This is a genomic window from Butyricimonas sp. Marseille-P3923 (assembly GCF_900184685.1).
GTDB classification, from domain to species: Bacteria; Bacteroidota; Bacteroidia; order Bacteroidales; family Marinifilaceae; genus Butyricimonas; species Butyricimonas muris.
Window position 1 is genome coordinate 171,640 of sequence record NZ_FXXL01000003.1, and the last position, 26,351, is coordinate 197,990.

Here is a 26,351-nt window from a genome sequence, read left to right on the forward strand (position 1 = left end):
ATATTTTAAATTAATAAGCATAACCATTCGCCTTCCAGTACGGGGTTTGAAGCATTAACGTGTTGTTAAAGAAAGCCATCTTTCCCACCGGGATAAACAACGCCCCGTCTTTCACGTCCTGTTCGGTCAAAGTCTTGAACTTCCCCCGTAACCTCTCCCGGTAATCACCGTTTCGCACGCAATCAAAATACCTCATGGATATTCCCTCGCAGAAAAATTCCCGCTCCCGTTCGTCTTGTATCTCGTCTTGCAAATCGACGTCCGCCCCGGCGTAATCCTTCACCCCCGCGCGGTTACGGATACGGTTCAAGTCAATTCTCGCCCCGGCATAATCCCCCGTCCGTGCCTTGCACTCTGCCCGCAGCAGGATAATATCCGCCAAGCGGATAATAATTTCATTCGCTTTATAAGACTTTATTTGTCCCTTTTGATTACCTGACTCGTGTATGATAATTTGTTGATACTTTCGCACGTAAGCGTTTCCTTTCGTTATCGTGGTGGAAACCTTCGCCATGCTGTCAAGTTTATAAAAATATTCATCCCGTCTTTCATCGTCCGGATCGGGGAACATCTTGTAAACGGTCGAGTTGCTTATCAAAAGTCCCCGGCGAGCCGTGGCGGGCGTTGTCAGGGGGACAACAGGCCACCACTGGCAAAATCCCGCCATGTAAGCGCCCCATCCCTTTTGATCGTACTGGGTGTCTTTAAAGTCACACTCCAAAATACCCTCCCGGCTGTTACCGGGAATTACCGTTTGACAAACGTCGTGAATCGTGTTCGCCAAGGCATATGATTTATCGGCAATCACGGAATCACATTCCAGTATCGCCAGTTTTAACAAATCCGGTTCCCCGTTCAACGCAGCTTTCCACGCGTACAGGTGAGCCAGTATCGCGTGACACGTCCCGGAGGAAACCGCTTGTTTACTCGTTACCGGGTTCCCCTCTATATCTCTTAACTCGTCCGCCACGGGTAACAAAGTGATCGCCTCCCTTAAATCGACGATACATCGTTCCGCGACCTCCTGCCATGCCGTCCGGCTCTTCATCCCCACGTCTTCCGCGTGAACTATCAAGGGTACATCTCCCCAGTTCTGCAACATGTAGAAATACACGTAAGCCCGAAGCCCGAGGGCTTGTCCCCGGAAGAAATTGTACTGTTCTCCCGTGAGGTCGGCACGCTCAATATTATCCAGTATCAGGTTTGCCTCGTTGACCACTTTATACTCGTTGTTCCAATTGATACAGCCATGCGTCTGTGTCCAACCTCGTGATAAATCGTTGTTGCTCGGGTTCGTCCAAATTCCAAGCACGTCAAAAGGCAATCCCCGGTCACGGTAAACAACAGAACTATTATACGCGATGTTGTAGCGAAATGTCGCGTACAAGCCGTGGTTCGCTGCGTCCAAATCACTCGCGTTCTTCCAGTAGTTTAAACTTGTCACTCCCGTGTCGGATTCAACCGTCAAGAAGTCATCACAAGATGATAGTGACAACGCCAACAATATAAACATATATATCCTTTTCATACCTTTAAAATATCGCGGTTATACCAAGTGTCAATTTCCGGTTCAAGGGATAATTACCGAGATTATCCACGCCCGTCATTATATTTACAGATTCCGGGTCTGCACCGGAATAATTCGTTACGGTGAAGAGATTTTCCCCCGAAACAAATACACGAAGCCCGAAACCTACTTTTTTCTTCCACCTCTCCGGCAACGTGTACCCGATAGAGAACGTTTTCAATTTTATATAACTGACATCTTCCACGTTAGCGGTCGTGTAAGAATTAAAACTACCTAACCCGCCTTCTAGCCGATTCATCGGGAAATCCGTTTTGTCACCGGGTTTCTGCCAGAAAGAAACGTTGTTTAAATCAACATACACGGGGGTAACGCTATCATCCGGCGTTAGCCCGATGATGGTTCCAACCGAAGCCCCGCGAGCCGCGTTCAAGATATGTCGGCTAATCACGAAATTGAATAACACGTTCAGGTCGAACCCTTTCCATTCCAAGGATGTGATAATACCACCCTGCGCGATGGGGGCAGGTGCGCCAGCGTAAACGCGGTCGTCCGAGTTTACCACCCCGTCACCGTTCACGTCATACACTACCCGATCTCCCGCCCGGTAATGTTGCGTGTTTCCATTACTCGCGAGAGGGGTATCCTTCCCGTTTATGAACATTCTCGGCACGTCTTTATCGTCGTTATAAATTCCCCCGGTTTTCAACACGTGAAGACCGTTCAACGCTTTCCCGATGATATTGAGGTTTGTCGTGTTATCTTCCGTTAGAAAATCCCGCTTGTTCTCGCTTTTTTCAAGCCGGTTCCAGTTCCGGGCGATGTTAAACGATATATTCCAGTTCAACTTCTCGCTCCTGATGGCGTTCCATTTCACCTCTAGCTCGATCCCCTCGTTGCTGATCGCGTAAGCGTTGCGCCATTGTCGATTGAAAGCGGAATAATTACCGGGCAACATCACGGGATAAAGTAATTTGTCCGTGTAGCGGTAATAATAATCCACGACAACCCCGAAACGATGATCGAAGAAATCCAAGTCCAAGCCGAAATCGTATTGCCCCGTTTCCTCCCACGTCAGGTATTTATTGCTTAATCCCCTCGACAAATCGGGATGGATGGTCGGGTTGCCGAGGTAAGGATCACCCGGAGAAAAAGAGCCTTGCGCGATATACGGCTGATCGAACTGCTTGCCCGATTTCCCGTAAGAAACCCGGAGTTTTCCATGATCAAGTATTCCCTTGCTCCAATCCATGAAAGGCTCCTCGCTGAACGTCCACGCCACGGCGTAGGAGGGAAATGTTCCCCATCGCACGTTTTCCCCGAACTTTGAACTGGCGTCCCGGCGTAACGTGACAGCAAGGAAATACCTCTCGAGATAGTTGTAATTCAAACGCCCGAACACGCCCACGCTCGTGCTTACTTCACGTCCGGTCGTGCCGTCCTTTAACGCCCTGTTCTCGTTCACGTTATAAACATTACCGAACCAAGAAATGTAATGTATTAAATCAGAAGGAGAATCTTTACCCCACGTCCCGATCGAGTTTCTCTCGTCTTTCTGCACCGACAAACCGAGTAGAACGTCAACCGTGTGTTTTTCAACAAACGTGTGCCTGTAAGTCAAAAGGTCCTCGTTCAGCAACGTTAAATTTCTCTCGACCTGACCGGAAGAATAGCTTTCCCCGTACTCGTCCAAACCCGAGGGCAAGAAAAGATTTTGATTTTGCTGCGTGAAATCCAACGCCACGGAAGACTTTAATTTTAACCCTTTCACGATCTCGAGAGATAAATCCAAGGAGGTTCGTACCCGGTAGGACTCGTTGTCCTCTTTTATCGTGTTGAAACGCTTTATCATTTCATCAAAGGCAGGCGTACCCTCGCCCGGCAATATCGTTGACGTGGTTAGCAACTCTTCGGGTATCTGTTCCAGTTCCTCCCCGGACGTGAAACCCGTGTAAGCCGTCAAGCGAGAAGCCCGTTTACGTCCCGTCCGGGCAAGGTAAAAGCGCACGTTGCTCTCGACTTTCGGCAAGGGCTTGATAAAGAAATTCGCCAGCAGGTTCACCCGGTCAAATCCCGTGTTCCTCAGTACCCCGGACTCGTCATAATACCCTAATCCCACGTTATAAGCAACGTTTGACGTCCCCCCGCTTAACTGCAAGTTCGCGTTCAGTACCTTGGCGGTTCTGAAATAATACTTGAAGAAATTCGTGGAATTGTTGTAGAAAGGGTTCAAACTATCCTGATAGGCGGCGATACCCGCCCCGTCACCTTTATTCCAGAAGTAATTGTAGTGCATGTTCTCGTTGTACGACTCCCGGTACGAGTTAACGTACTTGTACGTGTTTGTCGAGACATCGAAATAGGCTTGTTGGAAATCCCGTAACGCCTCCAAGCGCAGTTTTCTCTCGGCGTTTCCCCCGGTTAGTTCCGGCAAAGAGGGGTCAAAACTCCACGTGTGGGAAAAATTAACGCTTATCTTCGCCCTTTGGTTCAAACGCCCGCTCTTCGTTGTCACGAGCATCACCCCGTTGGCGGCACGTGAACCGTAAATAGCCGCGGAAGCGGCATCCTTTAACACCTGTATGCTCTCGATGTCGTTCGGGTCGATCTCCGCTAGGGTGTTCGTTCCCGTGACGGGCGAGGTGAAAGATTGCATCGGTACGCCGTCAATCACCCACAGGGGATTGGAAAATCGTTGTTCCCCGGCGATGTCAAAAGAATTGTATCCCCGAACGTTTATCGACGTTCCCCCGCCGCCGGGCGCACCCGTCATGTTGGTGACGTTCATTCCCGAAACCCTGCCTTGCAGCAGGTTCGCGATGGAGGGAGAGGGTATATCTTTTATGTCTTCCCCGCTGACGGTACTCATGGCTCCCACCACTTCCCGCCTCCGTTGCGTCCCGTAAGCGATAACCGTCACCTCGTCCAAACTTGACGTTTCCTCTTTCATGCGGATAGTCAACAATTTTCCCGCCTCGAATTTCGCTTTTACCGTTTTAAAGCCGATAAATGAAAATACCAACACGCCCTTTTCGCGGGGCAACTTCAACGTGAAATTTCCTCCCGTGTCCGTGGTTACTCCTAGCCTCGTTGAATCCAACAACACAGTCACCCCCGGCATGGGCTGCCCCTTCTCGTCCATCACCCTACCTTTTATTATATTCTCTTTTACTACCGTGCTGTCCCGTGCCGGAACTGCGTTCGCTAACAAGGATAAGCAACAAAGCAAGGGTAAAAGCAGCATTTTCAGGTAAATCGCTGCCGTGACCTCTCGCGGTGAACGAGTTTTGACTTTGGCACGTGATTTACGGCTGTACATTTTTCTTTCTGTTTTTTTCTTCATAACTTTAGACGTTAATTTATTAGTAATTAATACCGGGGGGAAGTCGCGAAGCGGTCAACTTTAGACAACTTCCCCCTTTTCTTTATTCCTCCTTTTCGTGGGCAAGGAATTGTTTTATTTCAATCTCGTTTATTTCTCCCTCTTTAAAATCATTCGGGTAGCAGATTTGCATCACGTGTGCCAAAGCCTTTAAATGGCTGTTCGTGTAATAGTAATAGTGCGTTGTCAACTCTTTAAATTTTGTAAGTTGAAATATAAATTGACTGTACGCGGACAAGTGCGTGTTCATCCGGTGTTTAACCTTTCTTTCTCCCTCCTTTTCGGTAAAATAAAACCCGAACACGTTTAATACTTCCATGTAGTGTACTTCCATATTGGAGTAGCACAATGTACCTAGTAATTTGTTTATCTTTCTCAATGAACCAAATAGTATATGTAACTTCTCGATTTCTGATTCCTCAAAACGAGTAGCAGGACAAAGCAACATGGCTTCATTTAAGAAGAATTTTTTTAATTCTTCATCACTCATAATTTCGTGGTCTTTTTTCATTTCATTGATTTTTGATTAAATTTTAGTAATAAATAATATAAAGCGCTTTAAAATTATTTTTGTAATAGTTTTTTCTTCTCAATTAAATTTGTAATACTATGCTATAGCTGGGCGGATTGTATTTGAAATATCTCGTTATTCGTGTATTAATTTTTAGATATGAAAACAGAGATAGATTTATATGTGATTGATAAGGTACGTGAATACAGATTGAAAGCTGACCATACTCAAGAATCTCTTTCTTACGCTTTAGGGTATTCTCGAACATTTATTAGTAATTTCGAGAATGGTTCCAAAAAGTTTAATATCAATCAACTTAATAAGATTGCCCGAGTTCTTAAATGTTCACCAAAAGATTTCTTGCCACAAGACCCGCTATAATTTGCCAATAAAAAAAGAACTGTTATACCATTCTGTAAGTAGGTATCGGCAAGACCCTTTCCAGCAGTTTGAATACAACAGTTCATACCATAGTATGAAACTATTGCTACAACCCGCTGAAAAGTATTATTTTGCCGATTTTACTTACAAGGTCGATACAATAACTTCAAATATTTCATGCGGACTCTTCCGCACCTAATTTTTCAACTTCTGCAAATATAAAATATTTTTTACAAAAATCAAACATTTAATCTCTTTATGGCTATGTTCTCATAAAAATTCTTCTTTTAAATAGGCAAAAAGAAACGGTTCTACCTTTCCCGTGTAGTTTATTACTTTTGAACTAGACTATAAAAGTACGTTATTAACTTCAAACGCAAATATATGGTATAATTATTATTATACCATATATTGTATGAAAAATCTTTCCTTTAGGATAAATTTATTTTTGAAATGGAAACTACAAAGAAACCCAAAGAGATAAAAAAGACTGAAATTGAATTATTTATAATCAATAAGGTAAAAGAGTTAAGAGAAGCAAAGAAAATCGGTCAAAAAAGATTATCTTTGGAATTGAAATTGTCAATTTCTTACGTGGGGCAAGCTGAAGATGTTTATAACGATGCAAAGTATAACTTTAATCACTTGAACGAGATTGCAAGGTTTTTCAACGTTCCTTTCTCTTATTTCTTTCCCGAATTTCATCTTGAAAAAGATTGTATAGAAGATTATTTGGGAAAACACCCTAAGGTAAAAGCTAGGTACGAAAAAATGGCTAAGAACTACGAGGAAAAAGAGCGAAAGAAACTTGAAGAAAAGGAGAGGAAGAAAGCAGAGAAAGTTGCGGCAAAGAAAAAAGCCGTGAAAACGAAGAAGAAATAGAAGATTTCATGCAGGGCGAGAATTTTTTGGCTTATAACTCCGAGTATCTAAAAAAGATAGATTTCAGTAGAGATTATGAAATAACAAGAGAGGGCAATTATGATGTGACCCCGAAAAGTTGGACGGTTTAACACTATCATGATACTCTTTTAGATTGGAATAAAGCTCGGTATTTCATCGGGCTATTTCCTGTAAGAATAGAGCATTTACATTCATTCTCTTTACAGGCTTACTTACTTTCTCTATTAATGTTTTAGCTGTAAAGTCTTTATCTTCTGCTTTCAATTCTATTATTTGGTCATTATACGTTTTTGATTTGTTGATAATGAGTTTTTCAATTTCTTGCCTGTTCGGGCAGTTGGGTTTGGGTTTATTCTTATTGAAATCCCAATATTTGGGATTAATGGAAATACCTAGACTTACATATTTCTTTTTTCCGTCTTTACAAACACGAATCATTAATGGGTGTTCACCGTTTGCAAGTGTTTTTGATTTGTAACACAAGATGTTAATGCCTGTACTCATGCTGATTTTTGGTTTAACTCTTGGTTTAACTTTCAGTTGAAATTGGCAGTAAAAACCATATAAAAACAAAAAAGCAGTTACATTGTTGATTTTGTAACTGCTTTATTTTCAAGTGGTCCCACTTGGGCTTGAACCAAGGACCCCCTGATTATGAGCAGTTGGCTCTCTTCGGTCATCGAAAGCTTCGCTTTCTCTGACTACCAGCTGATCTATAGGACTTTATAGATTTTGAATAGGATAATTAAATCTATAAGTAATTATACGGTTGACGTTTTGGTTGACTTTTGATCAACTAGAACTTGATTAATACTATTAATGAACTCTCTCTTATTGAATCTCAAATATAAGTAACATATAGCTTATATACAAGCAACTTACCACTAAATTATGGTGGTTAGAATATGATTTTTATACACATATTTTCTGTATTAATTGGTAATGTAATAGGAATCAAATTTTATGCACATATCTAATTGAAACACGTAAGCTGGTGTAAAATTATCAACTTCTATATACAATTCAATCTTTTCAAATTTTCCACCACGATATAAAAAGGGATGACAAACCGAAGTCTATCACCCCCTCACGCCATACTAGCACACGCTAACTATTCTTTGTATGTGATTGTTGTTGTTACTTCTAACTCTTTTGTCCCATTATGATTGAAATACTCTTTAATAACAGTAACATTCCCTTCTGAATCAAACTCGTATTCATAACTAATATCATTGTTTTTAGTCATTCGCAAGTTTTTATTTTTAATTCCGAAATAACCGTACATAAATAGTATGTTGTCTGGATTATCTTCTATAAAATAGTTTATACCAAAACTTTTTAGAAGTTCAGAATTGTAAGTATATTCTTCTGTTTCGTGTGCATCCGTCCCGTATGTATAAACTTGTTTGATAACATTTCCGTTACTCCAGGTAAACGAGTAATCATCTTCACCACTTTCGCTTTTTATACTTGATAATTGGTTCAAATTATCGTAATGGTAAGTGGCTGTTTTGTAATCGCCTGTTTCAGATATAACAACACCTTTTTCGTTTAAATCGTAAACTGCATCAATATTTTCTGTATAGTCATTTCCTTTTTCAACTTCTTTTCTTGTAATTTTATCTTTTTCATAAGTGTACGTGACATCAAGGGTTGTTGCATCATCTTTCCAACGATAACTGATAACACGCCCTTTCTTGTCATAGCTGAAATTTTTATAAGAGCTTTTGTAACCGTCTTTATCAGTAGATGTGATTTCACTAATTTGTTTTTCTCCCGAGATGGCATCATCTTTGTTGTCATCATCTGAACAAGCAACAAAAATAGAAGTACATAACATGATTAATAACAATATGTTTTTCATTTGATATAGTTTTTAAATATGATTATTCTTTATATGTAATAGTATATGTTGTAACTTCTCCTTCTGAAGTTGCTTTAATTGTACTAACGTACCCTTCTGTATCAAGTGTGTATTCATAACTAGAATAATTACCTTCTTTTTGAAGTAAGTTCTTGTTACGTTTTCCCATGTATCCATAATCCATGAGGAATGCATCAATCTCGTTGATACCTCCAACAAACCAACCCAAATTGCCTTTATACTCGTTTGTTGAATAAGTGTATTCAAAAGTGTCGTACTCCTGCCCATTATACTTTAAGGATTGTTTGGTAACATTACCATTTTGCCATGTAATACTCGTTTCCCAAGTTTCTTCTTTTATATTTAGAAGTTGCTCGTTTGCATCATAAGTGTAACTACTTTTGTCACCTTCTTCATTTGTACTAGATGTGATTAACCCCTTATCATTGAGCAAATAAGTTATCACGTACTCGTTCTCGACTTCTTTGGCAATGATTTTTCCTGTTTCGTAAGTATAAGTGGTTGTTGAAATACCTTCGGGGTCATTATTGACAATTTTAGTAATTCTTCCTTGTGCATCATACGTGAATAGAATGTCGTAATTATGCCCATTCTCCACAACTGAAATCTTACTAACTAACTTCTCTTTTTCTGCTGATTTGTCCTTTTCGTCATCGTCATCAGAACAAGCTACAAACACAGTAGCGAATAACGCTAATAATAAAAAAATCTTTTTCATTTTGAATTGCAATTAAAATTCACTCCCAACCACCCAAGAAGTAATTAATATAAATAAGAAAGCGTGGTAGTTGTTAGCTTATCTTACGAAAGGTACGACCAAGTAACCCGCACAAGAATAAACAGCAACCCCACGCTAAACCATGTATATAGTAGATATATATACGGCAAGCATGAACGTCTGTATTCGTCTATCCTCTTGTGCAAAAATTTGGTCGTTTTTTCGTAAAGGATAAAACTAAACGCTTCCATTAATTCAATATGTCCGCCATCCAGTAAACCGAATGACACCACAAAAGTAAATAAATTTCAGCATCTAACAAACGCAATTTAGGGTTGCTGTGTGGCAAAATTAGGCTAATCAGTGGAATAAAAAGAATATATTACTAACGGTTTTCACTCTATAAACCATTTATAGGTGTTATCACCGTGTAAAGCTCTATCTATTCCTTCCGTTAATTGCGTGGCGTTTAATGACCTATCGAGGAAATTATCTATGTAAGAAGATTTATTCGCACCCGTGAGCATGTTGTAAAATTTCCATAAATTTATTTCATTCTCCCCATGCTCCCTCTTGAAATTGTCATCGTTGTAATATGCCTTCGCCACCATGTTAATCTGGCTATCCGTCAACTCCATGCATGGTAAACGCTTCTTCTCTCTGGCAGGTAAGCATTGATACAACCTGCTTTTACCCAAGAATTGTGCGAATTGATGTTCCGTGAGGTAAGAACCTGTAAAGCTCTTCATCAACCTTAAATGCTTGTCCGCATCATACTGTTGGAATAACTTCATCACACCTCTAAACAAGTCATGGTAACTCGTCGCTCTTAAATCAGTCTGGAAACCATCAGTAAACGTACACAGGTTACAACATACTTTATTCTGGAAGCCAATAGCTACACTGAACCTTTCTGATGTCTTCTTTGAATAGAGGTTCTCCCTGTTATACGCCCTAACGCCAGTAATACATAGATTCACCCTGTTGCCGTTTATAGATTCATAGATAGTTGGAATCTCAAATGCAAACGCCATTCTTTCATAATAGATGGTCTTGTCACTTTCCAGTAATTCAGATACTGGTTTATGTATGGCTTCTGGAATCCTACCTTTTATAACGTGGCTAACCATTATATCAGGTTCATCCATGCTTTCCCCTCTAAACAGTTCACTAGCCACCTTGTGCACTGTTTCAATAAATGCTGGATGGGATATTGTCATCTCGTTATCCTTGCTGAACACTGGCACGATACAATCATTCTTTAAATGTAGCATATCTACTGGTGAAGTGTTAGCCTCTATGAAATGTTTTCTCCTTTTGTCTTTTTTAATTGGTTCATTTACCACTTCATAAGGAGTGTAAACAGGTTCTTCTTGCTTGACATTATTACTGCCAAATAAAACTGGCAATAACCCTTCATTCTGGCTTGGAATTAATATTGACGTGTTCATAATCTAGTCTATTTACTGGTGGTGGAAATATTTGAAATTTCAGTTTATATATACAATTCAAAAATTCTCCACCAACCTTGATTTGTAATGTTCATTATCACTTTTACTTGTTTTATTTATTATTCATCTTTTAGCCAGTTAAAAAATTAAACTGGAAATATATTTATAGTTTAATTGCTAATAGTGGTGAGAATTATTGTCCCTATTGGCTATATATACCAATCCAGACAAAAATTCACCAACCTAAATTTTCATATCTTACCGTTAGCTGAATAACTGTAATACCCCTCTTCATAATAGAGAACGTAATCCAGTAACTCTACATCTATGTATGAAAGTGCAATCTTTACCTGTTGTACCAGTTCATCATCCTGTTTAGTTGGTTCAATATCACCAGAAGGTTGATTTATACAAACTATCACACTTTTACAATTAGAGAGTGCTGCCAGTTGTACTATAAACCTAATATCCGTGATGTTGTAAGATAACGCACCTTCACTGATTGTGGATACACCCAGTACTTGATTCCTACCATTTAACAGGATAACTCTAGTTGAGATATGGTGTTCGATGGTATCTTTAAACGGGGAAACCAGTAATTCGTGCACGTCCCTAGCCATTTTGATTTTATACCTTTTAGAAGGCTTGGTATTATTCCTGTACACCAGTTCCACCACTGGCACTTTTATTAATTCTTCGTTCATGATATTGTTTTACTTGATTTTTAATTTGAATACGTTAATGGTAATGAAATTTAGAGTGTCGTAAGTTTATCAGGTTTGGCAATGGAGAGGAAAGATTCTTGTTTATACTGCCTGTTTAGAAAGGTGATACTTCCTTCACTCTGGTACAACAATATCTTTCCCCTATCCACTGCGCTCGCTGTCCCTGTATCTTTAACTACTCTTCCAAGTAGGCGAATTTCTTAATCTGCATCTTTGTCTTGGTTCCAGCATAAACGGCAGGAGTTTCAACCTGACCGCATAGCACTATGGTTTTGCCTTTAAGCGCTAGGATAAGCTGGTCTAGCATCATGTTCTTGGCGAGAGAGTAAATGAAACGTAACTTGTCACCATGTTTCTGTTCTATGGCAGGGTCACAGGGAATGTCATCAGGCGTGATGTCCCCTTTCTGGCTCGCACGGACGAGTTGAGTGTATTTAATCTCTTTCACCTCTTCCTCTCCCAAGGCACAAACCAGTTGTAATTGTTGAGGGGTTTCCCCTTTAAAGTCAATAACGGTCATTTCATCACCAACCTTAACGGGAGTGGGTAATACCGCCACCTGATTTTTAAACTTTTCAATCAGTTCAGGATTGAGTTCAAGGGAATTGTTAGGTTGGGCAACCTCCAAATTTTGGTAGTAAGTTTTCAAGTTCATAATTGATAAGATTTTGATTAATTAATTTGATTTTCTTCACTCTTGGGGTGGGGGTATAAATGGTTACACTACCCTAGCGTGGAACACTTACCAGTATATAATGCCAACCTGAAATTGAAGGGGAGGGGGTATTTTATAGAGGATTCTCTATTTTAACCACTCTAATTCTCCCTGTATTTAGAATATATTCTTAACTTTGTATAGTTATATCAATCAAAGGAGAAGCATGGAGATACGTTTTGAAACTAAAGCGGAAAGTCAAGCCAGACGAGAGAGGGAGGCACTGGAAAGAACCCCCAACGAGAGATTTATATTCTTTTTGCGTCTGGTCGCCGAAATCGGCAAGTTTCAAACATTGAAGGAGAGAACGAGTAACAACTTTATTCTTGAACGGAAAAAATAAACCTTAATTTCTTTTGACTGGGCAACTCTCTCCTTGTAGGCATTGGTCTTTATCAATGAAGTAAGGGTTGGTGGAAAATTTTTAAAATGTATATACCGACCATAATTTTATATTTTCCCACCAGATATAAACAATGATAATTTCTTACCTTTGTAATCAACTAAAAATATGGCAACATGAATAGTAAGTTGGTTGATTTATTAAGAGAGGTAGATTCATTGAAAGTGCGGTTATCTTCCTTACGTCCTTTACCTGTCGAGGCATTAAAGAAAATTCAGGATGCTTTAGATATCGAGTACACTTACGAGAGTAACCGTATAGAAGGGAACACGCTTACCCTGCAGGAAACGGCACTTGTTGTCAATGAAGGAATCACTATTTCTGGTAAATCCATGCGTGAACACTTGGAGGCAATCAATCATGCGGAAGCTATTGACTATATAAAGGAGGTTGCCAAACAGGATATTGAAATAAGTCAAAGAACTATCAAGGAGATTCATGCACTCGTGTTACACGGCATAGATAGGGAGAACGCTGGAAGTTACAGAACCGTACCCGTGATGATTTCGGGTAGCACTCATGTACCGCCTCAACCTTATTTGTTGGAGAAGCTAATGGAAGATTTCATGCTTACATTTCAAAGTATGGAAAAAGAAAACGTTCATCCAGTTATTATTGCCGCCTATTTGCATGATGAACTGGTGAGGATTCATCCGTTTATAGATGGTAACGGGCGCACTTCTCGACTTCTGATGAACCTCTACCTGTTGCAAAAAGGTTATACCATTGTTACCCTGAAAAGTGATAATGATATGAAGTTACGTTATTATAAAGCTTTGGAGTCTTCTCACACGGGACAACAACATGATGATTTTTACTTGTTAGTTGCCGAAGCTGAAAAAGCATCTCTAGAGAGGTATATCTCTATTTTAGAATGAAAAATAATCACGTGTTAGAATGTTCCTGTAACTAGAGATATTCGTGCGTGTAATTTCCTTGTGTGGTAAAACTGGAAATAGAATGTCAAATCAATATGTTATCATAGATATAAATATTTGATATTCTGATACATTTACTTGGTGCTATCCTGTTCAATAAGTACCTTTGTACATGTAAATGATTGGTCTGATGTTCTTTCCTGAATTAGATACTCTTTTGTTTGTTAGAAAAATTTGTTCCTATGAAATTACGTAAAAAAGGAAAAACCACCAATTCAGAATGGTTTGGTATAGAACATTATCGAATTTTCCATGAAATGGATTTATTCAGGTATGTAAACATGGAGAGATTAAAAATGTTATATCCTGATATTTTTGGAAGTTCCAAACCGAAGCTTCTCAAGAAAAGACAGCGCAACTAAATGATTGAAGCCAGTACCTCATATGTCCTTAGGGTGCTGGCTTTTTTATTTGTTGGTGGAAAATTCATGAATAGTATATAGAGAGCAAAATTTTACATTTTACCACCATAGGTTATAAATATGTTATCCATAGCATTACTTCTGTAATGGAGAAAAGTTAATTATAATTGATTCCTAATAAGTTTATCATTTTATTCTTTGATGAATGGTAAAAAATAATCCTTAATAAGAAAAAAGGGATGTCGAAGTATTTTTAAAGGATATGAAATTTATTGTATCCTAAATAAATTATGTATATATTTGTATGATATGTTTACATATTAAAATTTGAAAGTATGATAGAGGAAATTAGTTGTTGTGGTTATAGAGGATTTGCAGAGAAACAAACTTTAAAGCTTGCAATCCCTAATGGAGTAGAAGGTAGTGGGTTAACGGTTTTGGTAGGTCCTAATGGTGGTGGAAAGTCAACATTGGTAGAGTGTTTTTCTAAAATAGTGACAGATGGTATTTCTTTTACGGAAGGTAAGAGAAATAAGTTGGCAAATGATAAAGTAGCTATTGAAGTTGCGTATGATGGTAAAAAGGCTATTCTTGCTTCTGTTGTTGGTGGAGGAAGTGAAACAGAGTGGAGTGGACCAATGGAAAAACCTAAAATATATTATTTACCTTCAAGAAGAGTCTTTAATCCTTATTTTGGAAAAAATATGTGGAATAGAGATACATTTATACATAATCCTGAAAATAGCCAGTTTAGAGGTAACCCGCTAAACAATTTTACTTATAGGTTATTTGATGCAAATAAGCATTCAGATGAATTTAATAAGGTTTTTTGGAGAATACTTGGAAAAGAATTGCACTGGACAATTGATCAGGATGATTCTGGCAATTACTATGTAAAGATTAGAAAGGGTGACTCTATTTATCATAATTCTGATGGTTTGGGAGAAGGGATTGTAAGTTTACTTTTTATTGTTGATGCTCTTTTTGAGGCAAAACCTGATGAATTAATTGTGATTGACGAACCTGAATTGAGTTTACATCCCCAATTACAAGCTCGTTTATTAAATGAAATATTAAGATTAACAAAGAATATTCAAGTTGTTATTTCGACCCATTCTCCTAATATGATTTCTATTGATGCTGCTATTAATAATGGTGTAATAGCTAGAGTACATGAGGGAAAAAATAGTTCTGTTATTTCTTGTATAGATGATAAATGTAGAGATATTTTTAATTCTTTTAGTGGTAATATTTATAATCCACATACGATAGGTAGTGATGCTCGTGCTTGTTTTTTTGCAGAAGATGGATTCATTATAACAGAGGGGCAAGAGGATGTTATTCTTTTTCCCAAAATATTAGAGCAGTTAGGGATAACTAGAGATATACCATTTTTTGGATTTGGAGCAGGAGGGGCTAATAATATAAAACAAATAGCTTATATTCTTAAATGCTTAGATTTTTCTTGTATCGGGGCAATATTTGATGGTGACAAGCAAAAAGAATATGACCAATTCCGTGAAGAATATGATAAGTTTGGTTATCGAGCATGGATTATTCCAGCAGATGATATTAGAGATAAACCTGCTTGCGCACGAAAAGAAAAAGGTGGTTTACTAAACCATGAGAATATGCTTAAAGCTGAATTTGATAGAAGTAGCTTAAAACAAATGTTTGAAGAAATAATTGAGTTTTCGTCAGAGCATAGATGAAAAATATTCAATAACAATCCCTCTTGGATATGGGTTCAAAAGGGATTGTTAGATTTTTAAAGTATCTGAAACTTTATTATTTCATTTTTTAATAATATATTTTATGGATTTGTGTTGTATATTTATTTGAATTTAGATGAATGTCATGTAAATTTTATAATGTATGTTAAATTGGCATCCATGATAGAAAACTGGTGATTTTATTCTGATAAAGTCTGTGTTTTAAGGTGCTGTTTTTCTTTTGTACTCTTATTCAGAGCTTTCTGTTTCCCTGATTGTATTGAGGGAGGAATGAATCACTGATTGTCATTCTTAACTCTCTAACGGTTTGGAAAAATTCTGGGTATGTCATAGTTGTATATTGTTTAAAATTTATACTTGGTGGTAAATTTGAAAATTTCACTCTCTTGTACCTTTTGAAATTTTTTCCACCAACTCTGGTTTCATGGCGACAAGTCTATACGCCCCTCCGTTGGCGTTGGAAATCTTGAACTCGGGGTAATAATCTTCTATCGTTTTGTCGGTTAAAGTGAAATATACTTTCTCTAGTCCAGCTTTTACCCCGTACTCTTTAAAAGGAATACCGTGAGCCATGAATATCACTCTTAACCTCTCTCGAATGGTTTTACTCGGTATATAATCACCATTATTCATTTCTTGCTCGAACGCCTTGAATATATCATGTACAACATCGGGAGAGAAACGTCGCTCTTCGGCTTTTTGCTCGTGGAACGCTTTCATCATTTTATCTATCTCTCCTTTCTTGTAGTCGGCTTGTTCTATGGCAGCTTTGCCGATAGTATCATAGGCGTTCATTATATACTCGGCATCCTCGAACTCTTTCAACATTTCAATGTCGGGAGTGATGTCGTGGTCGGGATTTTGTAATACTAGCTGTTGCAACCTGTCGAGGTGGCTGATAACCTTTTTCCAGAGTTGTTTCTTGTTAGCCTTCCTCATGGCTATTTTATCATCTTCTCCAATTCTATTGGTGTCATCGATGAAATTAATATTGAAATGTCCCGTGCCCTCGTACGCCTCGTGCAAGCTTCGGGCGGAGGTGTAATATCCCTTCACTCTTTCCTCGTTGTAAAGGTTATCAACGGAGAAATAGTTTATCTCTCCTTCCTCGTCCAGTAATTCTTTATACTTGATTTTTTCCAAATCTTCAAGTATGGCGGTTCTATCCGCCTTGGTGGTGGCTTCCTCCAAACGTTGGTTTAGATTCTGGTGGGTGATTTCAAATTGTCGTGTCATGGCGGTAATCTCTTCCTCGGTCATCACTTCCATTTCTTCATCAATGTTACTGATAATAGTAAGAGAATTGTATGTATTTCCGTCAGCATACTTGTTCCTGAACCTTCCCTGTGCCTGTATCACCTCGGTGTACGGGTCAACAATTGAGTGTGGGATACTACAATCTGATAATATTAAAATATCAGGCTTCTTGGTGGTATAAATATCAACGGCAGAGAAGAACCGACAGGTGAAGAAATTGATCTTGGCTAGCGGTAAATCCAGATTCTCGTGGCTGTTCTTGAAATTGCACTCTCTCAACTTCTTCACGCTCTCGTTAGAACAAAACACTTTATAATCTTCCTCTTTTATCAAGTTATTATTTAAAAGGTAGGTTATCACTTTATTTATTCCCGTAGTGGAATTGAAGAAGACGCATAAACATTGACTATTATTGATTAACTCTCTTAACTGTCCCGTCATGGTGCGATTGAAACTTCTCGTTACTATTAATGTCATGTTCTTCCTGTAATCGAAATTTGGAACCACTTTCCAAATCTTGAAATCCTGTCTTTCCAGTTCGGGGTGACGCATTTCTAGTGGAGTGGCAGATACCATCGCTTTCCTCTCGAACTTGAAGAAGTCATTTATCGGTTGTGATATTCTGGGACGGTAATCAACATCTTGAGTTATCTTCTCGCACTCGTCGAACAGGCAGAAGAACTCTTTATAGATGTCTATTCCCAGTTCCCGTGCCGCTAGCCTGATTTTCTCGAATCCCTCTGGTGTGGTTAATAGCTTTTTGTTGGTGATAGAGTTGTTATTCAAGAACTTCTTTACCAGTGTTTTATTGCATAAAGCATATACCGCTAAAGAGTTGTCAACCTTTTCAGCTTTACCGATAATAACAGGCACGTTTGGCTCTATAATAATAGAGGGACGTTTAGCCAAGTGTAATTCCCAGTAGGTTGCCCCGATACCTGTTATAGTTTTGTCAAGTATAACGTTACTCCCTATCTCGTGAATACCTTTATTTTTGAACGCTTCTACTAGAGTTTCGTTTCTCTCGATTAAAAAGTTTCTAGTTTGCATATCATTAATTGTTACAAGTTACAGGAATCCCGTCTGGTGGTAATTTTAGAAATTTCATGTCCTGTATGGTTTTCAAAAATTTTCCACCAACCATGAAAAGGGGACTAGAGCGTTATCTCTAGTTACTTTCCAGATTCCAACCTTTGCCTTCAACACTGCTGAAGACTTGCAGACAATCTAATGAGGTGCGCACCGTAAAGATTGATTTGTCACAAAAGTAGAGTTCAGGGAGAAGGTGTGCCATAAAGAATAATAGCCATTTCGAACGCTATTCTTTAGACTTTCCATTTCCTTCAAGAACTCTATTTTCACGTGGTAAACTAACTTAAAATCGAGAGGTTAAACCATAAAGAATGGAGGTCATTTAGAGGTCTATTCTTTAGATGTTCTCTCTTTATCAATTCGTTCGCCAAGACAAAAATGCGGCAAAAAAGGGAGGTAGGTTATAAAGAAATATAGCCAGTTCAAGGGGTATTCTTTAGCTGGCTATGAATCAAGCATGTACGTGGTAATACTACCAGAAATAAAGTTTGGAAGGATTGTTAGGGGAGGTTCTATAATTACCTTGTGAGGCAGGAATCCATTCTGGTTTGTAACCATGCTTGTCCAAATAAGCTATTTTAGAGTTTATATAGTTCTCGTCTATCTGGCTCTCTTCATCCTTTACCAGTCCTATCAATTCCATGTAATCGAGGATAAATTTATATATATCACTTTTTCTCTCCATGCCAGAACGGTTTACCAGTAAACGGTATATCCCTACCATCACGAGATTCTGTGCTGGGTTATCCGCCTTACGCCCTTTCTTCGGTGAGTAGACTTCTTTTAATTCTTCTTCCGCTTCTTCAATGGAATTTACTCCCAAGTATACATGAAGGTAAGAATCTAGGAGATTGGTAAACCAGCTCTCCATGGCGTTGTTAATGGTAATCTTTTCTTGGTTGTTACTTAAAGTGATTGATTTATCTTTCTTCCTTTTATCTCTTTCAAGGAACAGGTAGAGTTGTAACATTTCAGGTCTTACTTGCTGGAAATAGGTATCCATGTTATACGTTTCTTCCAGTAATTCAGGGTCGAGGATAGGTTTGAACGCTTCATGCTTCTTGTAGATAATGGCTAGCATCCAGAGGGTGTAGAATATGGCATCCCTGTTTTTATCTGGCAATTCACTAGTCAACTCCTCTATTTTCTTTTTCAATCCATCATCTTCAAAAAGGATACCTTTTATATTGTCTGTCATGTAAGCCAAGGTATCAACCACTTTTATCATCTTTTGCTCTCTAGGAGCGTAACGTTGCCTATCAAACGGGTTATCGCTTGTTGCCAGTTCATCTAGCGTGTTGGGAACTTCTATCATGTATTTATCCTCTACCTTACCCATGAATCCCCACGTGGCTAGATACATTCTTTCTATTTCTGTATATAACATAGTTCTGTTATAGGCGAAATACTCTACTAGAAATGGTTCTACTTGTAGTAAGGTTGCAACTGGATAGATAATATTGTTTGCCATGGTATGTATACTTTAAACAGGTATAAAGGTAAAAAAAATACCACCTCCCCAGAAAGAGGAAGTGGTATAAAATTTCAAAGTTTTAATCTCTATATGGAAGTGAAAATATTTCCACCAAATCAAAGTAAATTGCTCATTGCTTCATCTATCTGGTCATTCTCGAAACTATCCAGATAAATTTGTGTTACCTTTTCAGAACTATGCCCCAATGCTTCACAAATGAGTGATGTACTTACACCTGATCTTTTGAGTGTGGTTGAGAATGAATGTCTGGCAACGTAGGTAGTCAACTTCTTATCCAATTCTAATTCAACTCCTAATGCTTTCAAATGCTTGTTTACCTTACCAATAACTTTATGAATCCTATTTATCTTCTGTTGTTCCGTTTTGTGGAAATTAGATAGGATGGGGAAGATGTAAGGATTGTTGGGTGATTTGTACTTGTTGATAATCTCTATCGCTTTTGATTGTAACGGTAATTGTATCAGCTTCTTTGTCTTTTTACGTTTATATGCCAATCGTCCGTCTATTATGTTATCATGTTTTATGCGTGCCATATCCGTAAAGTTGATACCTCCCATGAAATAAGAGAAAGTGAATAAATCAATGGCTAATTCTTTATAAGCATTATTCGCAGAGGTCGTCACAATCTTTTTCACGTTATCTTTGACAATAGCCCGTTTGGGCGTGTCTTCATGTAATTTTGCAACCTTATATTCCTTGAATGGATAAAATTCAGCTTTTACATACCCTTCTTTGATAGCAATGTTATACATGGTTCTTAAAGTTCTAAATTTGAAGCCAATAGTATTTTCGCTGTTTCCTTGACTTCTTAACCATGCTTCATACTTCTTTAGCCATTGTACATCAATATCTGAAAAGTATATATCAAGATGCTTATTAAATTTGAGCAAAGATTTGTACACGTAATCATGACATTCTGCATACCTGATTCTTTCTTCCTTTTTTAGTTGGGCTATTTCCTGTAAGAAGAGATCATTTACATTCATCCTCTTTACTGGCTTACTTACTTTCTCTATTAATGTTTTAGCTGTAAAGTCCTTATTCTCACTTTTGAATTCTATAATTTGATTGTTGAATTCATTTAGTTTGTTCGTAATGAGTATTTCTATTTGCTCTTTATTAGGACAATTGGGTTTAGGTTTTTGTTTTTCAAAATTCCAAAATTTGTGATTTACAGAGATACCTAAACTTACTAATTTACGTTTCCCATTTTGACTAATTCTAACCATTAAGGGATTTTCACCATTAGAAAGCGTTTTGTACTTGTAGCAAATGACTGAAATTGAGGCTGTCATGTCTAATTTTCTGGTTGACGTTCTGGTTGACTTTAAAGCCATTTTTCATGCCAAAAACCATATAAAAACAAAAAAGCAGTTACATTTTTGATTTTGTAACTGCTTTATTTTCAAGTGGTCCCACTTGGGCTTGAACCAAGGACCCCCTGATTATGAGTCAGGTGCTCTAACCAGCTGAGCTATAGGACCTACACTTGCGTGTGCTAAAGTGGTTAGCTTTAACGGGTGCAAATATAGTGTTTTCTTGAAATTCGGGCAAATATTGGTGTGCTTTTTTTTAACGATTTGCGGAAGATATGGTATTTTTATCTACATTTGCGTGTAGATGAACATTTTAGTGTAATAGAAAAAATATTGTGGTGTGAAAGTTTGTTTGCTAGTGATAGGAAAGACGGATGCTGAGTTTGTGCGGGCGGGGATTGCCGAGTACGAGAAGCGGTTGAAATATTATATTCCTTATGAGATGAAGGTGATTCCGGATGTACGGAACACGAAGAATATGAGTGAGGTGCAACAGAAAGAGAGGGAAGGGGAGTTGATACGGGGACAATTGGAGGCGTCGGATTTCGTGGTTTTGTTGGATGAGCGTGGAAATGAATACACTTCTAAGGCGTTCGCGGAGTTTTTGGCACAGAAGATGCTGACAAGTATTAAGCGAATGGTATTCGTGATCGGGGGACCATACGGGTTTGCCGAGGAAGTTTATAAACGTGCGAATATGAAGATTTCGTTATCCAAGATGACATTCTCGCACCAGATGGTGCGGATGATTTTCACGGAGCAATTATACAGGGCAATGACAATATTGAAAGGAGAACCTTATCATCATGAGTAAGTCGGGGATTAGAAAAAGAATGAGAAAGTTTTGGCTCGTGTTAGCCTTGGCCATGGGATGTCTCTTGGTGGCTTCGTTGTGGGAAACCTCTTTGAGTGATTGGTCGGCGGATTCCCAAGTCGCTCTTTTTCAGGCTCAATTGCAAGCGGAAGAGAAGCATTTGGACGAACAGTTGCAGAAGTTGGACGAGAATACTCAGATTTCCAAAAGTAACTGGCGGATGCGGAATTCGATCCTGCTCGGCTTCAAGAATGGGCAATTGGTGTACTGGAGTGACGAACGGGTGGGGACTCCCAACCTATACGAGCGTTTGAAGGAGGGGGGCGAGTTAGTGAAGTTGAATAATTTGTATTTTGATGTCCGAAAGCGGTTTATCGGGGACATGGAGTATTACGGGCTTTTATTTATTAAAGAGGATTATCCTTATTCCAGCAGTTACGTGAAGAATCATTTTAACCCGCGGTTCGGGAGTAATCTGGATGATGCCAGTAAAGTGACGATCAAGAATGTATGGGAAGAGGGAGGGTACACGATATATAGCCGGGACGGGAAAGCGCTGTTCAAGATCGAGAGTAACGTGGGGTACGGGGATACATTGCCGAATTATTTTTTGCTGGTACTCTATTTCGTGTTTCTCTATCTCTTGTTTTATGCTTACGAGATATCGCTGGATCGCTCCGTGAGTTTCAGGGAACAGGTGGGACATTCGTTTGGGTTCCTCTGCCTGTTGATTCTGCTGCGGGTAATCATGGTGAGGTTTCAGGTGCCGTACTCGCTTTATCATTTGTCGATCTTCGCGAACAGCAAGGTGGCCGGAGGCGGCTCGTTTATTGTCTCGGTGGGAGATTTGTTCGTGACGATGTTTTGTTTGGCACATTATCTTTTTATCACGTTCAATAAGTTGCGGATAAGATATAATGAATACCGTTTGATGCGCTATCGGTGGCTTTTTCTCGCGGGCTTCGTGTTCGTGGCTTTTATCTACACGAATTTGCTTCATTTTTCAATCAAGACGTTGATAGAGAGTACGTCTATCAGTTTGAATATAGCTCGTCTGATTAATGTCGATTTCTCGTCCGTGGTAGCGTTTGTAACTTTGATTATCGCGGGTATGGGATTTATCGTGTTGATCAATAGTTCCGTCCGTTATTTTCGGAACCTTTTCACGATGAAACAAGCGTTGCTCGGGGTGACAATCGTGATCTTGTTTTGCGCGGCTCTTTGTTATTTCTTTAATTTTTCGTTGACTCCTTTGGAGTGCTTGTTTACTTTGTCGCTTTACCTTTTGTTTATACTGGGGATTTACCTGATGAAGATGGATGCCCAGAAAAGCGTATTTATGCTTGCTCTCGTGGTGGTTTGCGTTTATATCATCTTTTTGGCCAAGAGTAACGAGATGGAACGCGAGTTGAAAATTCGTGCCGATTATATCGTCCAGATCGTGAAAGAAGTTGATCCCGTGTTCGAGGAGAAGTTGGTCGAGATCAACAATGAGATCATGAAAAGTACGAAGGTCGATTCACTGATCAGTGTCGGGGACGAGAAGGTGCTGGCCCGGTATATTTCGGAAGAATTGCTGGATATGACGGGATTTTACTATGATTGCGAAACTATTATATGCACGGGACGGGATACCATACTGGTAACTCCGAAACACGTGAAATACGGTTGCTATGATTATTACGACGGTATGATAGACAGTCTCGGGATAAGAGTGGATAGTACTTTATTTTATAATATTGATCTGTTTGACGGACAGAACGTGTACTTGGGGCGTTATATGTTGCCGGACGTGAAGAACGGCAGTTGCCTGTATATCCGTTTTACTTCTAAGAAAGGACACGAGGGAATAGGGTATGCGCAGATATTGTCGCGGGAGACAGATTTGGAGAATGAATTCGTGTATCCCTATTCGTATGCCAAGTACCGGAAGGGGGTGCTTGTAGATGCTGACGGAACTTTTAATTACCCGCGCTCTACCGAGCGTTTCGGGGCATACGAGCATGCCCGCACGATTAATGTGGACGGGTATTCCCACATGATCGTTCCGATTAAAGAGGAAGGTATTTGCGTTGTCAGTCTGGCGGATGACGTGTTTGCGTTGTACTATATGAACCTGTTGTACGCTATTTTCGTGAGTGCTATACTGACGTCTTACGGGATGTTTTTCCGGTTTGACGGCGGGTGGGAAAATTTCCGTCAAGTGAGTTTGAAGTCAAGGATCAAAAGTAATATTATTTCGCTGGTTGCCGGTTTGTTCGTGCTTATGACGATTATGAGTATCGTCGGGAATGCCGCTAGTTTCGAACGTCGGCACAGTGAAACGCTTGTTCAGGTGTCGAAGTATATCACGAGCGAGTTGGAGCGCTACAATTGCGTGGATGCGGATAAGTGTCCGGAGATCGAGACGGCGTTGAGGAGATTGGCGGATGTGCTTTGGGTTGATATTAATGTTTATAATTGGGGTGGTGAGTTGGTTGCTACTTCCCGACCGATGATTTTCGAGAAAGGGTTTGACGGGACATTGTTGAATCCCGAGGCTTACAGGAAAGTCGTGACGCAAGAGCAAATGAGTTTCGTGCAGGACGAACGGATTGCCGAGATGATCTATATGGCGGTTTATATGCCGCTAGTGCTGGAATCGGGAGAGAGATACGTGTTGAGTATTCCTTATTTTACCAAAGGGGAAGAGCTGAACAAAGATATTTTCCTGACCGTGATAGTCGCGGTGAATATCGCGATGATTGTTATGGTATTGGCTTTTATTTTATCCAGCGTGGTTGCCGAGCGAATCACGAAGCCGTTGCAGGTCGTGAACGATAAGTTGAGACGGATGCGGGTAGGGGGTAAGAACGAGAAAATTATTTATAACCAGAAAGATGAAATCGGGTTACTGGTGAAGGAGTACAACGCGATGGTGGATAAACTGGAAGCGAATGTCAAGCAATTGGCGAAGTCCGAACGCGAGAGTGCTTGGAGGGAGATGGCAAGGCAGATAGCGCATGAGATTAAGAATCCGCTAACGCCGATGAAGTTGAATTTGCAATTTATGCAACGTACTTTGCAGAAAGGGGATATTGAGGAAGTTCGGCTGCGGTTTAAAGATATATCTTCGGTTTTGATCGAGCAGATAGACCACATGGCGTCTATCGCTTCCGCATTCTCTGATTTTGCTAAATTACAGGTGGCGAATAATGAGTGGTTTGATCTGAGTGAGCTTGTGGATGGGTGTGCCAAGTTGTTCCACGAGAACGTGGCGAACATGACATGTGACATAGAGCCGGGTGTTTTTGTATATGGAGATCGGGATCAGGTGAACCGGGTGGTTGTGAATCTGCTGAAAAACGCGGAACAAAGTATCCCGGAAGACCGGGAAGGACACGTTCACGTGCAGTTGAAGACGGCATTGGGCAAGATTATTTTGTTCGTGCGGGATAACGGTTGTGGTATTCCGGAAGGTATCCGGGATAAGATTTCCGAACCGAATTTCACGACCAAATCAGGTGGTACCGGACTCGGACTGGCAATGTCGTACAAGATTATAGAGAGTATGGGTGGAACGATCTCTTTCGAGAGCGAAGAGAACGAGGGTACAACTTTCTACGTGACATTAAGACATGATAAGGGGGAGTCGGAGGAGTAGTTTTTCAATCTAAAATTTGAAATTTAAAATCTAAAATAGCTTTAGCTTTTTGGGCTACTGCTTGGGGGGTGATGTCGACCATACATTTTTGCCAGACGGGTTGTTTGCATTTTCCTCTACCGTCTTTCGTGCAGGGACGACAGGGAAGGTTTACTTCCATGACTTCGGCTTCTTTTCCGGTGGGGAAACCGAACGCGGTGGGACCCATCAAGGCTATGGAGGGCGTGTGGAACAGATCGGCGGCATGCAGGAAGCCGGTATCGCCACTGATGACAAGGTGAGATTGCTTCACTAGGTAACAGGATTCCAACAGAGAGGTTTGTCCGGCGAGGTTGTTCACTCGTTCGGGGGCGATGGCTTTGATTGTTTCACAGAATGTGTCTGTCGGTCCGGCGAGAATGATAAATCGGTATTCCGGCATAAGTTGGATAACTTGCTGCCAATGGCTGACTGGCCAGCGTTTCATTTCCCAGTTGGCCGAGGGAACTAGGGTAATGGTCTTCGGGGTAAAGGTGCGGGCAAAGTGTTCTTTGTATTCTTCGGGGAAGCACCAGTCGGAATAATCCGATTCGAAATTCGTGATACTCCATTTCGCGAGAGGTTTCCGGTAAGAAATGATACCCCGGAAGGGTTTGTCGAATTTGTTGATTCCCAGTTTGAAAAGCAAGAAACGTTTCCACCGTTCTTTGCCGCGTAGCGTGTAGTGCGGTCCTCTCGGGAACAAAGAGTAAAAGGGAGGTAATAACACGGCTTTCAATATGTTCGAGCGGATATTACTGTGTGCGTCATAAATGTAATCGAATTTCTCGGCTTTCAGTTCTTTTGCCATGCGAAGTAAACCTTTCAACCCCGTTTTCTTGTCAAATCCCCAAACCCGGTCGATACGTTTGTCCATATTGAGAAAAGAGCCCATGTCTTTACGGGCAATCCAGTGTATTTCTGCGTCCGGGAAGTGATTTTTGATCCCGTTTACCACGTTCATGCATTGGATGATATCTCCGATGGAACTGAATCTAATAATGAGAAATTTAGCCATGTCGATAACAATTTTGCAACAAAAGTAATAAAAATGTAGTTTACCTATTGTAAAAAGAAGTATTTT

The 26,351-nt window shown here is 39.8% G+C and carries 20 protein-coding genes and 1 tRNA gene; 7 read left to right on the plus strand and 14 right to left on the minus strand.

Features of this window, described 5'->3' with window-relative positions:
* Nucleotides 1–10: 10 nt before the first annotated feature.
* The 3 genes from CS948_RS01035 to CS948_RS01045 all read right to left on the minus strand — a co-directional run bounded on the left by CS948_RS01035 (nucleotide 11) and on the right by CS948_RS01045 (nucleotide 5,418).
* Nucleotides 11–1,528, minus strand: coding sequence for a RagB/SusD family nutrient uptake outer membrane protein (locus CS948_RS01035; RefSeq protein ID WP_255301822.1), 1,518 nt, complete (start codon nucleotides 1,526–1,528; stop codon nucleotides 11–13).
* A 4-nt stretch (nucleotides 1,529–1,532) separates the two neighbouring features.
* Nucleotides 1,533–4,868: a SusC/RagA family TonB-linked outer membrane protein gene (locus CS948_RS01040; protein WP_099289892.1), complete on the minus strand. Its 3,336-nt coding sequence runs from the start codon at nucleotides 4,866–4,868 to the stop codon at nucleotides 1,533–1,535.
* 82 nt (nucleotides 4,869–4,950) lie between these two features.
* Nucleotides 4,951–5,418 carry a hypothetical protein gene (locus tag CS948_RS01045; protein WP_099289893.1) on the minus strand — a complete coding sequence of 156 codons (468 nt, stop codon included), beginning with the start codon at nucleotides 5,416–5,418 and terminating at the stop codon, nucleotides 4,951–4,953.
* A gap of 159 nt (nucleotides 5,419–5,577) precedes the next feature.
* Here CS948_RS01045 and CS948_RS01050 point away from each other — a divergent pair, with 159 nt between their 5' ends.
* Together CS948_RS01050 and CS948_RS01055 are read left to right on the plus strand one after the other, a co-directional pair.
* A complete protein-coding gene (locus CS948_RS01050; protein WP_099289894.1) occupies nucleotides 5,578–5,799 on the plus strand; it encodes a helix-turn-helix domain-containing protein in 222 nt (73 codons plus the stop codon).
* Between the two features lie 453 nt (nucleotides 5,800–6,252).
* Nucleotides 6,253–6,681: a helix-turn-helix domain-containing protein gene (locus CS948_RS01055; RefSeq protein WP_099289895.1), complete on the plus strand. Its 429-nt coding sequence runs from the start codon at nucleotides 6,253–6,255 to the stop codon at nucleotides 6,679–6,681.
* A gap of 174 nt (nucleotides 6,682–6,855) precedes the next feature.
* Here CS948_RS01055 and CS948_RS01060 read toward each other — a convergent pair whose 3' ends face one another.
* The 6 genes from CS948_RS01060 to CS948_RS01085 all read right to left on the minus strand — a co-directional run bounded on the left by CS948_RS01060 (nucleotide 6,856) and on the right by CS948_RS01085 (nucleotide 12,136).
* A complete protein-coding gene (locus tag CS948_RS01060) occupies nucleotides 6,856–7,206 on the minus strand; it encodes an Arm DNA-binding domain-containing protein (protein WP_099289896.1) in 351 nt (116 codons plus the stop codon).
* 607 nt (nucleotides 7,207–7,813) lie between these two features.
* On the minus strand, nucleotides 7,814–8,566 hold the full coding sequence (locus CS948_RS01065) for a hypothetical protein (RefSeq protein WP_099289897.1): 753 nt from the start codon (nucleotides 8,564–8,566) through the stop codon (nucleotides 7,814–7,816).
* A 22-nt stretch (nucleotides 8,567–8,588) separates the two neighbouring features.
* Nucleotides 8,589–9,305 carry a DUF4595 domain-containing protein gene (locus CS948_RS01070; RefSeq protein ID WP_099289898.1) on the minus strand — a complete coding sequence of 239 codons (717 nt, stop codon included), beginning with the start codon at nucleotides 9,303–9,305 and terminating at the stop codon, nucleotides 8,589–8,591.
* A gap of 395 nt (nucleotides 9,306–9,700) precedes the next feature.
* Nucleotides 9,701–10,756, minus strand: a complete 1,056-nt coding sequence (locus CS948_RS01075; RefSeq protein ID WP_099289899.1) for a DUF3871 family protein — start codon at nucleotides 10,754–10,756, stop codon at nucleotides 9,701–9,703.
* 251 nt (nucleotides 10,757–11,007) lie between these two features.
* Nucleotides 11,008–11,433, minus strand: coding sequence for a JAB domain-containing protein (locus CS948_RS01080; RefSeq protein ID WP_176554852.1), 426 nt, complete (start codon nucleotides 11,431–11,433; stop codon nucleotides 11,008–11,010).
* Nucleotides 11,434–11,656: 223 nt separating this feature from the next.
* Nucleotides 11,657–12,136: a hypothetical protein gene (locus CS948_RS01085; RefSeq protein WP_099289901.1), complete on the minus strand. Its 480-nt coding sequence runs from the start codon at nucleotides 12,134–12,136 to the stop codon at nucleotides 11,657–11,659.
* 226 nt (nucleotides 12,137–12,362) lie between these two features.
* Here CS948_RS01085 and CS948_RS21520 point away from each other — a divergent pair, with 226 nt between their 5' ends.
* From CS948_RS21520 to CS948_RS01100, 3 genes are all read left to right on the plus strand, one after another.
* Nucleotides 12,363–12,539 carry a hypothetical protein gene (locus tag CS948_RS21520; protein ID WP_176554853.1) on the plus strand — a complete coding sequence of 59 codons (177 nt, stop codon included), beginning with the start codon at nucleotides 12,363–12,365 and terminating at the stop codon, nucleotides 12,537–12,539.
* Nucleotides 12,540–12,715: 176 nt separating this feature from the next.
* On the plus strand, nucleotides 12,716–13,477 hold the full coding sequence (locus tag CS948_RS01090) for a Fic family protein (RefSeq protein WP_099289902.1): 762 nt from the start codon (nucleotides 12,716–12,718) through the stop codon (nucleotides 13,475–13,477).
* A gap of 757 nt (nucleotides 13,478–14,234) precedes the next feature.
* Nucleotides 14,235–15,611 carry an ATP-dependent endonuclease gene (locus CS948_RS01100; protein ID WP_099289904.1) on the plus strand — a complete coding sequence of 459 codons (1,377 nt, stop codon included), beginning with the start codon at nucleotides 14,235–14,237 and terminating at the stop codon, nucleotides 15,609–15,611.
* A 399-nt stretch (nucleotides 15,612–16,010) separates the two neighbouring features.
* Here the strand turns inward: CS948_RS01100 and CS948_RS01105 are convergent, their stop codons facing one another.
* From CS948_RS01105 to CS948_RS01120, 4 genes are all read right to left on the minus strand, one after another.
* The gene (locus CS948_RS01105) at nucleotides 16,011–17,939 is read right to left on the minus strand and encodes a hypothetical protein (protein WP_099289905.1); all 1,929 of its coding nucleotides are present in this window, start codon (nucleotides 17,937–17,939) and stop codon (nucleotides 16,011–16,013) included.
* 514 nt (nucleotides 17,940–18,453) lie between these two features.
* Entirely contained in the window at nucleotides 18,454–19,452 is a 999-nt protein-coding gene (locus CS948_RS01110; RefSeq protein ID WP_099289906.1) for a hypothetical protein, read from the minus strand.
* 119 nt (nucleotides 19,453–19,571) lie between these two features.
* On the minus strand, nucleotides 19,572–20,771 hold the full coding sequence (locus CS948_RS01115) for a site-specific integrase (RefSeq protein WP_099289907.1): 1,200 nt from the start codon (nucleotides 20,769–20,771) through the stop codon (nucleotides 19,572–19,574).
* 115 nt (nucleotides 20,772–20,886) lie between these two features.
* Nucleotides 20,887–20,960 (minus strand) — tRNA-Ile (locus CS948_RS01120).
* Nucleotides 20,961–21,132: 172 nt separating this feature from the next.
* On the opposite strand from CS948_RS01120, the gene rlmH reads away from it, so the two are divergent.
* Nucleotides 21,133–21,606: a 23S rRNA (pseudouridine(1915)-N(3))-methyltransferase RlmH gene (rlmH, locus tag CS948_RS01125; RefSeq protein ID WP_099289908.1), complete on the plus strand. Its 474-nt coding sequence runs from the start codon at nucleotides 21,133–21,135 to the stop codon at nucleotides 21,604–21,606.
* A 19-nt stretch (nucleotides 21,607–21,625) separates the two neighbouring features.
* Nucleotides 21,626–25,249 carry a HAMP domain-containing sensor histidine kinase gene (locus tag CS948_RS01130; RefSeq protein ID WP_176554854.1) on the plus strand — a complete coding sequence of 1,208 codons (3,624 nt, stop codon included), beginning with the start codon at nucleotides 21,626–21,628 and terminating at the stop codon, nucleotides 25,247–25,249.
* 4 nt (nucleotides 25,250–25,253) lie between these two features.
* Here the strand turns inward: CS948_RS01130 and CS948_RS01135 are convergent, their stop codons facing one another.
* The gene (locus tag CS948_RS01135; protein WP_099289910.1) at nucleotides 25,254–26,285 is read right to left on the minus strand and encodes a glycosyltransferase family 9 protein; all 1,032 of its coding nucleotides are present in this window, start codon (nucleotides 26,283–26,285) and stop codon (nucleotides 25,254–25,256) included.
* Between the last annotated feature and the right edge of the window lie 66 nt (nucleotides 26,286–26,351).